Source organism: Thioflexithrix psekupsensis (assembly GCF_002149925.1).
In the GTDB taxonomy this organism is placed as follows: Bacteria; Pseudomonadota; Gammaproteobacteria; order Beggiatoales; family Beggiatoaceae; genus Thioflexithrix; species Thioflexithrix psekupsensis.
On record NZ_MSLT01000001.1, the window covers coordinates 212997 to 223409 of the forward strand.

Consider the following 10413-nt stretch of genomic DNA (forward strand, 5'->3'; position numbering starts at 1 on the left):
AATCAACCAGCATATTAATAGGTTAAGAACGTTGTTGACGGCGTAAGGTAAAAATTAACCGTTCAAATAAATGCACATCCTGCTCATTTTTCAATAATGCACCATATAAAGGCGGAATCAGTTGGCGTTCATTATGTTCGCGCAACACTTCGGGAGTAATGTCCTCGGCCATGAGTAATTTTAACCAATCTAATAATTCTGAAGTCGATGGTTTTTTCTTTAACCCCGGCAATTCTCGAATTTCAAAAAAGATTTCTAAGGCTTCGCGCAACAAGGTTTTTTTCAATTGGGGAAAATGTACCGCGATAATATCGGTCATGGTGTCTTTATCGGGAAATTTAATATAATGAAAAAAACAACGGCGTAAAAACGCATCAGGTAATTCTTTCTCATTATTACTGGTAATAAACACCATTGGGCGATGTTTTGCCTTGATTTGGGTAGACGTTTCATACACATAAAACTCCATTTTATCCAATTCTAAAAGCAAATCATTAGGAAATTCAATATCCGCTTTATCAATCTCATCAATTAATAACACCACTGGCACATCAGATTCAAAAGCCTGCCACAATTTACCCTTGACAATATACTGGCCAATATCATGCACGCGGCTATCTCCCAATTGAGAATCACGCAAACGCGCCACCGCATCATATTCGTATAAACCTTGTTGCGCCTTAGTGGTCGATTTAATATGCCATTGTAATAAAGGCGCATTTAAACGTTTAGCCACTTCCTCAGCCAAACGTGTTTTACCCGTACCGGGTTCGCCTTTAATTAACAACGGTCGCTGTAAGGTTAAAGCCGCATTCACGGATAACATTAAGTCTTCCGTAACAATATAATTATCTGTACTGGTAAAGCGTATCATGCGAATTAAAATGAGCGTCTATTAATAATGTAAAAAAGGTTTTTCTTGCAAATCATATTCAAATTGCAATGAAGCCGCCAATGCTGCACCAATAATGCCCGCATTATTTTGCAATTGCGCGGGAACAACGGGCGTGCGGCAAGTTAATAAGGGTAAAAATTTTTCATGTTTACGGCTAATTCCGCCGCCAATAATAAACAAATCTGGCCAAAATAAGTTTTCCATTATCACCAGAAATTCGCTGACACGCAAACTCCATTTATCAAATCCCCAGTTTTTTTCTTGTCGTACTCTAGCAGAAGCGCGATGTTCGGCATCTTTGCCGCGTATTTGTAAGTGGCCGAATTCGGTATTCGGTAACAATTGCCCGCGATAAAAAATTGCACTACCAATGCCCGTGCCTAAGGTGAGCATAATGACTAAGCCTGATTGTCCGCGCCCTGCGCCGTAGCGCATTTCAGCTAAGCCCGCAGCATCCGCATCATTCAACAAATACACCCGACGTTGACAACGTTCGCTAAATAATCGCTCGGCATTTAGCCCAATCCAACCCGAATCCACATTGGCTGCCGTGTGCGCAACCCCTTGTTTAATCACAGAAGGGAAAGTACAGCCAATTTGCCCTTGCCAATTAAAATAAGCCACCAATTCCGCCACCACTTGCGCCACTGCTTCTGGTGTAGCGGGTTGTGGTGTGGCGATGCGATGGCGTTCTGTTTGAACGCCGCCTTCTTGTAAGTCAACAGGCGCGCCTTTAATGCCTGAGCCACCAATGTCTATGCCTAAAAATTCCATCGTTTTTCCTTGTTAAAAACAATCGTTGTTGAATGGGGTTTTATTTTACCGCGTAAATGCGTTAAGTGTAACGCTGATGGGAAAAGATAGCAAAGAGGGGATTTTATTTGTGCTATAGCGAAGGGATGTGATAAATAATGGCTATTTATCAAAAACGAATGCGATCTATTTTGAAATCAGGTTAATGATTCTGATTCAGACAAGAAAATAATAGCCTGAATCAGAACTGAATTATTCATCTATTTAAAACAATTTTGATGATCAGGAATATTCCCAAAAGGGTCTTTAAAGCACGCATCACAAATAAATTCCCAATCAGTTAAACTTTTTAAAAAAGCAATCATATCTTCTTTCTCACTGGCACTGAGACGAAAACCATTAATTAACTCGCTTTTAAATGGGTTTAATTTGCCATCGCCCGCATAGTCGCCCGTGGCAATCATTCGTCCACCGCGGGCATAATGATCCATTAAAACTTCCTCTAAAGTGGCGATTGAACCATCGTGCATATAAGGCGCAGTGAGTTCAATATTGCGCAATGTGGGCGCACGAAAACGTCCCATATCTTCGGCTTTAAATGTCGATTCCCACAAGCCGCGTCCGCCATTATCGGGATAAGCTCCCGTGCCAGCAATGTTGTATAAGCCGGTGTTGTGAAATTCGATTTCGGGAATAATGGTTTTATCATGCTGAGAAGATTGGGTAAAATTAAATCCCCCATGACAATGAAAACATTCTAATGTTTCAGAAAAAAACAATTCCATTCCGCGTTTCGCTGATTCGGATAAGGCATTTTTCTGATTTTGATAAACCTGCTTATCATAAGGAGAATTGCCAGAAATTAAACTGGCCGTAAAAGCGGCCACCGCTTTACTTATATTGCCGCTATTAATAGGATGGGTTTCATTGGGAAATGCTTTGGCGAATCGTTCTTGATATAATACATCTATTCTAAAATTATCTAAAATTTTTTCTTCTTGATTCGCCCAGCCTAACTCAACAGGAAATTCCCCAAACATGGGAATTAATGCTTGTTGATGTAATGATTTTAGCATTGGATTCGCCCAATTAAAGGCTGAATTATAAGCTGTATTCACCAAACTCATGCTATTACGCGGATGAATTTCACCGGTTGCCCCGATTGCTGTTTTACGTCCATCTGTAAACGCCATACGCTGCTCATGGCAACTGGCACAAGAAAATGTATTGTTTACAGACATGCGCGTATCGTAAAACAAAAAGCGTCCCAATTCAACTTTAGCCGCAGACATAGGATTATCTAAAGGTTGTCGTGGCGTAGGAAATCCTGCGGGCAGTTTCCAATCATAATTACTATGAATAACAAAGGCTTGACTTTGATTTATCGTGGCGATTCCCTCTTCAGAGCCGCCCCCACAGCCGACTAATCCCAGCGCGAATAAAATAATCCCATAAAAATTTTTATTCATGATGTCCCATTCCCCATGTCCAAGATGCGCCTAACCACACGGTGCTTGCTTTTTTATCCGTAAAATCAGCAACATCATAATTATGTTGTAAATGAAAAGTAAGCGGTCGCCACGGAGACCATGTGAGTAATGAAGAAATACGATAACGATCACTACGTAACTCATCTTGCGTTCGTTGTCCGTAAAACAAAGCGTGATCGCCTGTTGCATCATCATAACGTAATCCAATTTTCCACTGCGGGTGAAATTGGTATAATAACTGGGAATAAAAGCCAAAATCTTTTAACGTATTGTTTTTAATAGTCATTATATCATCTTGATACGCGCCGACTTGGAAATGACGTTGCATCCACTCACTTTGCCATGTTAATGTATGCGTGGGCGTTAAATGAATAATGACTGTTAAATCAGTACCATACAAATAAGTTTTACTGTTTTTACCCGCACGATTCGCTCCCATCATGCCCGAAAGTCCCCAATTTACTGTCAGAGAAGAAGACGGCTGCCACTGTTGAGTTGAGCGGAGAGTATAAAGGAAGTCACTGATTTGACTGCTTTTTGTGCGCACAATGGGCGTACCACCCACACCATCGTAAAACGGATATTCTTCTGTATTAATATGCTGATGATCCTGATCATCGTCACCGTGTGAATGCCCTTCGCCTAAAAAACTGATCGCTGTTTCATCATCTGCATTTTGTATAGAAAAACTAATTTGTGATGACCAATTCACAGGCAATTGATGTGCTAATTCAATCCCCATTCCTCGCGTTCCTTCTCCGCCTAATAAACGCGCATTAATCACAGGATAATCTATACCAATTTTTTCAGAGTCGTATAATAATACTTTTCAAATAGGAGAGAATAATGAACAAAAGATATGAAGATTTAGAAGAGTTAATGTCAACAGGTGAAGCGAGAGAAGTGAAGCGAGCGATGGCAGTAAGAATGTCTTTGCTTGGTTTTGTGCGTGCGGAAGTGGCTTTAGCGTGCTGTGTCAGTGTGCAATTTGTGGATAAATGGAAAGCCATTTATTTAGCGTCAGGGGTGGAAGGATTAAAGTTAGCGTATAAAGGCTCACCAGGGTATTTAAAGCCGCGTGAACGAGAAGATGTGATTAATTGGATACAAGAAAAGAAGACAATAACAATAGAGGAACTAAAGAGACACTTAAAAGAGGAGTATGATGTTTTCTATTCTTCAAATACTTCTTATACTAAATTATTAGAAGAAGCGAATTTAAGTTATAAGAAGACACACAAAGAGAATTCGGCAAAAGATGAGGTAAAAGTAGAAGCTAAAAAAAAAGAGATTAAGGATTTAATAGATAAGGAGCGTGAACAGATAGAAAGTGGAGAGGTAATGTACTGGATGCAAGACGAAAGCCATCAGTTGTGGGGAGATATTTGTGCTTATGTTTGGTCGAAAAAAGGAGAAAGAACGTCAATAAAGATGAGTAATTATCGCACTTCTCAAACGTGGTATGGAGCGGTGAATATTTATACGGGAGAATTTATTTTAGATAGGGCAAAGAAAGCTGATACAAAATATACGATAGACTTTATTAACTGGCTCATTTACAGATATAAAGAAGCCCGTCATGTGATTATTTGGGATGGTGCAAGTTATCATCGTTCTGAAGGTTTAAGAACTTATTTAGAGAAATTAAATGGGGGACTTCCAGAATCAGAATGGAAAGTTCGTTTATTAAGATTTGCGCCTAATGCCCCAGAGCAAAATCCAGTTGAGGATATTTGGCTTCAAGGTAAGAATTGGGTCAGAAAGAATTTTCATCGTCTATCAAGCTTTAAAGAAGTCACTAGTATGTTTGAGACCTTTTTGTCAGGTAAAGTGTTTAAGTTTAATAAAATTAAACAGTATCTTATACCTAATATCTAGCTAGATATTAAAACTTAATTTGTTTTTATATCTCACATAATTTTGGTATAAGATTTATTTTTTTAAATGTTCAATTTCTTTGTCGCGTTCTCTTAATAAAAAGAATAATTAAGGTGAATTAACAGACAAATGATAGGTGACATTTTCCTTGTCAAGCACAATCATCCCGCGTTTTTTCATTTCTTCAACAATTGCAATCAATTCACTTTCTCCTATACCAATTTTTTCAGAGTCGTATAATAATACTTTTTAAATAGGAGAGAATAATGAACAAGAGATATGAAGATTTAGAAGAGTTAATGTCAACAGGTGAAGCGAGAGAAGTGAAGCGAGCGATGGCAGTAAGAATGTCTTTGCTTGGTTTTGTGCGTGCGGAAGCGGCTTTAGCGTGTTGTGTCAGTGTGCAATTTGTGGATAAATGGAAAGCCATTTATTTAGCGTCAGGGGTTGAAGGATTAAAGTTAGCGTATAAAGGCTCACCAGGGTATTTAAAGCCGCGTGAACGAGAAGATGTGATTAATTGGATACAAGAAAAGAAGACAATAACAATAGAGGAACTAAAGAGATACTTAAAAGAGGAGTATGATGTTTTCTATTCTTCAAATACTTCTTATACTAAATTATTAGAAGAAGCGAATTTAAGTTATAAGAAGACACACAAAGAGAATTCGGCAAAAGATGAGGTAAAAGTAGAAGCTAAAAAAAAAGAGATTAAGGATTTAATAGATAAGGAGCGTGAACAGATAGAAAGTGGAGAGGTAATGTACTGGATGCAAGACGAAAGCCATCAGTTGTGGGGAGATATTTGTGGTTATGTTTGGTCGAAAAAAGGAGAAAGAACGTCAATAAAGATGAGTAATTATCGCACTTCTCAAACGTGGTATGGAGCGGTGAATATTTATACGGGAGAATTTATTTTAGATAGGGCAAAGAAAGCTGATACAAAATATACGATAGACTTTATTAACTGGCTCATTTACAGATATAAAGAAGCCCGTCATGTGATTATTTGGGATGGTGCAAGTTATCATCGTTCTGAAGGTTTAAGAACTTATTTAGAGAAATTAAATGGGGGACTTCCAGAATCAGAATGGAAAGTTCGTTTATTAAGATTTGCGCCCAATGCCCCAGAGCAAAATCCAGTCGAGGATATTTGGCTTCAAGGTAAGAATTGGGTCAGAAAGAATTTTCATCGTCTATCAAGCTTTAAAGAAGTCACTAGTATGTTTGAGACCTTTTTGTCAGGTAAAGTGTTTAAGTTTAATAAAATTAAACAGTATCTTATACCTAATATCTAGCTAGATATTAGAACTTAATTTGTTTTTATATCTCACATAATTTTGGTATAGTTTTTTTAAGAATAAGGCATTAATTGTATTTATTAATGCAGGCATTTTGCGTGGTTTTGTTTGCGCAAGAAGCAAGACGCTGCACTACTGCGCTAATTTTTTCGTCCATTGTCGTGGAACTTGACACATTTAAGATTTGGATGTCATTTAATTCCTCTTTACGTTGGGCAAAAATCTTTTTTTCTTTAAGATGTTTTATTAGCGGATCAAAACCTGTATCTTTGGAAACAATGTGAAAATAACCACTAGGGTCTTTTTGCACCAATTCACCCAGATAAAAAGCAATATGAAAATCCAAAGCATTTGGCCCACTTCCACCTATTTTTACATACTCCGCTTTGTTGCCTAACTGCTGAATTTCTACGGCCATTTCAAACGGTATTTTTGTTTGATTAGCACCGACAAAAACGAGCAGCTTAAATACATGCGCATTAAGCAAAGATAAACTTTTCGGCTGCACATTTTCGTAATCAATCAAAATGTAATTATTTCTCAAACTTTTTTCCCTTCAAGCACGACACAATTCGTTACTTCTGGCCAATTTTAGCACTCTAAGATATTTCAAACCAGTCTATATTTTTTGTTAGTCATACTTATTTGGGTGATTTGAAGATTTCATCTTAACATCAGATCACGATATTCATTTAAAAATAACAATCAAATCCCCCTTTAAATTCATTAACCTTTGCCACAAAACTGCTATAATTCGTCTCTAAATCTGCCCCTAAAAACACCGCGTTGTGTGTTTGCGTGGAGTGTACATCAATGAAATATCAAAAATACCGTCTTATAACAACCGTCTTACCTACTGCCCATCTTGAAGCCAATTTACATAGCACATTTGAAAAGACAACCAATGACTTAATCGCCAAAGGTTGGCAATTACACGGCCAAGTCTCCGTGTCATTTCATGGTGACTCTGTGTGTTATGCTCAGGGAATGGTGCAACCCACCGAATAACATTTTTGTTTTAAGGAATTGATTCTGTGAGTGATTTTGAAGGCCAAATTTGGGCAATGCACGATAACGATGATCTGAGTTTTGTTTGTGTTTTACAACGCAATAAAAACAAAGTTCGCGTATTAACCGACAAAGGACGCGAACAAAACGTGTCCGAAGACAAGTTGTTATGGCAACATCCCTTGAAAGTCAAAGACAGCAGCGAGTGGCCAAATGCCGTTCGTCGCATTTCTCAAGCGGTGATGGGCATTCGTTCTACCATGGACATTCGCCTATTATGGGAGAGTGCTTTGGAATTGGCGGTGTCAGAAATGGATGATTTGGCCGATTTATATTTCGGTGGTGAAATTGGCACGGAACAATTGGCAGCCATTTGGTTATTATTGGCAGAAGATCGGCTTTATTTTAAGCGTAAATTACGCGCTTGGGAGCCGCGCACCGTTCAGCAACTTGATGAATTGAAACAACAACGCGAACGAGAACAACAGCGCGCTAAAGAAAAAGAATTAGCCCGCGATTGGTTAAAACAATCCATCCGCGCGGAATCTCTCACTTTACCCAGCGAATTAAATGCTTTTGCCGACCGCTTAGACGCTTGGTTATTGCGCGGTGATAATGACAAATTCATTGAAGAATTAATCGATCCCGTCGCCGAACAAGCCAAGCAAACTCCCCGTGAATTTGTTTTTGATATTTTACAAAAATTACGCCGTTTGCCCGACAATGCGGATCGAGATGTGATCATCGCCGGGCTAAAACCTGAATTTTCTCAAGTCGTACAAGAAGCCTGCGCCACCGTTCAATTGTGGCAGCCCGCGCCACAACAAACGATTACGCCGTTATTATGTAGTATTGATGATGAGGACACGCGAGAAGTCGATGATGCCCTCAGTATTCAACGTGACGGGGATCGTTGGTTGGTTCAAATTGCCATCGCTGATCCTGCTACGTTAATTCACAATGGTGATGTGTTGGATCGGGAAGCCATGCGACGCGGTACGACAGTTTATCTGCCCACGCAAACCGTTTTAATGATTCCTGAGCGAATTTCCTGCGATTTAGCCAGTCTTAATCCCAATGTGGTGCGATCTTCGATTGTTTTGCGCATTACGCTAGATGACGATGCGACGGTGTTAGATTGTCAAATTAGCCGTGAAGCCATTGAAGTGCGTTATCGTTTGCATTACACCGATGTGGATCATTACTTGAGTGACACCGCTACGCCAGAAGACCATGATTGGGTGATGCCATTGCGGCAACTGTTTGATGTAGCAAAAAAATTACAAGATAAACGGGTGGCCGCGGGCGCGTTTAATCTACAGCGTCCTGAATATAAAATCAGTATTTCTCCCGATGATCACATTGAAGTGACTCTATTGGATCGAGATTCTCCCAGTCGATTGTTGGTGGCGGAAATGATGATTCTTGCCAACCATCTTGCGGCCAGTTATGCCAGTCGCTGTCAAGTGCCGTTTATTTACCGCGTACAAGAGCCGCCGACAGAAACGATTACGCCAGAAGTGTTAGCCGAGCCATTGGGTTTTTATAAAGTAATCAAATGGTTAAAACCATCGACGTTATCTTTACATCCCGGCCAGCACAGTGGATTAGGTTTATCGGTTTATTCTCAATTAAGTTCGCCCTTGCGTCGTTTTGCCGATTTGGTGATGCAACGACAATTGTTAGCGCATTTATTGGGCGAAACCTTGCCTTACGATCAAGAAGAACTGCTAAAAGTATTAAGCACCGCTGAACGCACCGCCCGCGAAGCCAAACAAGCAGAATCCGATGCGAAACGACGCTGGTTTATCGAATATTTGAACCGAGAATGGCAAAATCGTCCCTTAGAAGCCTTACTGATTAGCCCAGTGCGCGGCGGTTACAAGGTTGAATTGCGGCCGTGGGGCGTGGAGGCCTTTTTAGGCAGCAGCGATGCTGCATCTTTGCCGCCTTTGGGCAGTGTGGTGACAGTGTTACTTGATAAAGCGAAGGTGAAAACGGGGCAAATTCGGTTAAGAGTGGGATAGACAATATAAAATACAAAAAAATTTATGTTTGTATTGGCTTTTAAAAGGCTTAGGTTTAGAATGACGCTTATTCTTTGGCTGAAGCGAAGAGTCTGAAGTTTATCGTGCAGGGACATAATAATGTATTATGTTTCTGCATTTTTTTTGTCTTGTCATCATTGGGAAATGCGGTGAATGTAAAGAAACACAAATTGTATAAATTCAAATGAAAATGACCACATTGTGACAACAGCCGTTAAGCACGAAAAAAAAACGAAAAACAATAAAAAAGCAATATCGTTACTATCAGTGGATTATTTTACGTGTTATAATCAGCCACCGCTTGCGGCTATAAACGGAGTTTGTCTTTCATTTATGCAGGCGGTCAAAAGGTTCAGCGAAGGCTCTGTCCAAACACGAGCCGTACGCCACGCCAAATCACTAGGAGGGATGGATGGAGAATATCAGGGAAGATTCTCTAACAATCAAGGATTTAGTTGCACACGATAATGAAGACTAAACCGCTTGCTGGATAAGTCGTGTGTAATGCCCCGCGAAACGAATCGCGTTTGAGACGTAATTGCTGTTGTTTCAAGTGGTTTAAGTATTGCCATTATAAGACAAAAAGAGCGCGGTGCTTTACACCGCGCCAAACCACCAAAGGAAGGCGGAGGAGACTCGTTGTAATCGTCTGCTTGCTGAGAAGACGCAGACCATTACAGCGTAACCGAAAAAGGCGCGGCGTTTTGTACCGCGCCAAACCACCAAAGGAGGATGGAGGAGACTGTTGCGTTTTTTCCGTCACGGCGTTGACTGGCTACTCGCTGGAGCGTTCCGCGTACATAAGCTGTTTTTGCCTGACTTTGTGACCGTTTAGTATTAAAAATGGTACGGTCGCTGTTGCTTGTTCTTAAAAAGGCGCGGCGTTTTGTACCGCGCCAAACCACCAAAGGAGGATGGAGGAGACTGTTGCGTTTTTTCCGTCATGGCGTTGACTGGCTACTCGCTGGAGCGTTCCGCGTACATAAGCTGTTCTGCCCGACTTTATCACCGTTTAACATTAAGGTCTTTTTTTGAAAGAC

Annotated in this window: 9 protein-coding genes; 4 read left to right on the plus strand and 5 right to left on the minus strand. The window is 40.2% G+C overall.

The window, feature by feature from the left end; genetic code table 11:
* Nucleotides 1–22 precede the first annotated feature (22 nt).
* The 4 genes from TPSD3_RS00940 to TPSD3_RS00955 all read right to left on the minus strand — a co-directional run bounded on the left by TPSD3_RS00940 (nucleotide 23) and on the right by TPSD3_RS00955 (nucleotide 3922).
* On the minus strand, nucleotides 23–874 hold the full coding sequence (locus tag TPSD3_RS00940) for an AAA family ATPase (protein ID WP_086486722.1): 852 nt from the start codon (nucleotides 872–874) through the stop codon (nucleotides 23–25).
* A gap of 21 nt (nucleotides 875–895) precedes the next feature.
* On the minus strand, nucleotides 896–1669 hold the full coding sequence (gene ppgK / locus TPSD3_RS00945) for a polyphosphate--glucose phosphotransferase (RefSeq protein WP_086486723.1): 774 nt from the start codon (nucleotides 1667–1669) through the stop codon (nucleotides 896–898).
* Between the two features lie 239 nt (nucleotides 1670–1908).
* Nucleotides 1909–3117 carry a methanobactin export MATE transporter MbnM gene (locus TPSD3_RS00950; RefSeq protein WP_086486724.1) on the minus strand — a complete coding sequence of 403 codons (1209 nt, stop codon included), beginning with the start codon at nucleotides 3115–3117 and terminating at the stop codon, nucleotides 1909–1911.
* A complete protein-coding gene (locus TPSD3_RS00955; protein WP_086486725.1) occupies nucleotides 3110–3922 on the minus strand; it encodes a TonB-dependent receptor in 813 nt (270 codons plus the stop codon). The genes TPSD3_RS00950 and TPSD3_RS00955 overlap by 8 nt, the downstream gene beginning before the upstream one ends.
* Nucleotides 3923–3984: 62 nt before the next feature.
* Between TPSD3_RS00955 and TPSD3_RS00960 the strand changes: the two genes are divergently transcribed.
* Together TPSD3_RS00960 and TPSD3_RS00965 are read left to right on the plus strand one after the other, a co-directional pair.
* The gene (locus tag TPSD3_RS00960; protein WP_086486726.1) at nucleotides 3985–5016 is read left to right on the plus strand and encodes an IS630 family transposase; all 1032 of its coding nucleotides are present in this window, start codon (nucleotides 3985–3987) and stop codon (nucleotides 5014–5016) included.
* A 266-nt stretch (nucleotides 5017–5282) separates the two neighbouring features.
* A complete protein-coding gene (locus TPSD3_RS00965) occupies nucleotides 5283–6314 on the plus strand; it encodes an IS630 family transposase (RefSeq protein ID WP_086486662.1) in 1032 nt (343 codons plus the stop codon).
* A gap of 70 nt (nucleotides 6315–6384) precedes the next feature.
* Here the strand turns inward: TPSD3_RS00965 and TPSD3_RS00970 are convergent, their stop codons facing one another.
* Complete coding sequence (locus TPSD3_RS00970) at nucleotides 6385–6843, minus strand: PIN domain-containing protein (protein WP_140048448.1); 459 nt, start codon at nucleotides 6841–6843, stop codon at nucleotides 6385–6387.
* Nucleotides 6844–7130: 287 nt separating this feature from the next.
* Between TPSD3_RS00970 and TPSD3_RS00975 the strand changes: the two genes are divergently transcribed.
* Nucleotides 7131–7325: a DUF1737 domain-containing protein gene (locus tag TPSD3_RS00975; RefSeq protein ID WP_086486728.1), complete on the plus strand. Its 195-nt coding sequence runs from the start codon at nucleotides 7131–7133 to the stop codon at nucleotides 7323–7325.
* A 26-nt stretch (nucleotides 7326–7351) separates the two neighbouring features.
* Nucleotides 7352–9352 (plus strand): ribonuclease catalytic domain-containing protein, encoded by a 2001-nt coding sequence (locus TPSD3_RS00980; protein ID WP_086486729.1) that lies wholly within the window; start codon nucleotides 7352–7354, stop codon nucleotides 9350–9352.
* Nucleotides 9353–10413: the final 1061 nt, after the last annotated feature.

Excerpts from the sequence above, each read along its gene's own strand:
- TPSD3_RS00940 (WP_086486722.1), bottom strand. The coding sequence starts at position 874 with ATGATACGCTTTACCAGTACAGATAATTATATTGTTACGGAAGACTTA.
- ppgK (WP_086486723.1), bottom strand. The coding sequence starts at position 1,669 with ATGGAATTTTTAGGCATAGACATTGGTGGCTCAGGCATTAAAGGCGCG.
- TPSD3_RS00950 (WP_086486724.1), bottom strand. The coding sequence starts at position 3,117 with ATGAATAAAAATTTTTATGGGATTATTTTATTCGCGCTGGGATTAGTC.
- TPSD3_RS00960 (WP_086486726.1), top strand. The coding sequence starts at position 3,985 with ATGAACAAAAGATATGAAGATTTAGAAGAGTTAATGTCAACAGGTGAA.
- TPSD3_RS00965 (WP_086486662.1), top strand. The coding sequence starts at position 5,283 with ATGAACAAGAGATATGAAGATTTAGAAGAGTTAATGTCAACAGGTGAA.
- TPSD3_RS00975 (WP_086486728.1), top strand. The coding sequence starts at position 7,131 with ATGAAATATCAAAAATACCGTCTTATAACAACCGTCTTACCTACTGCC.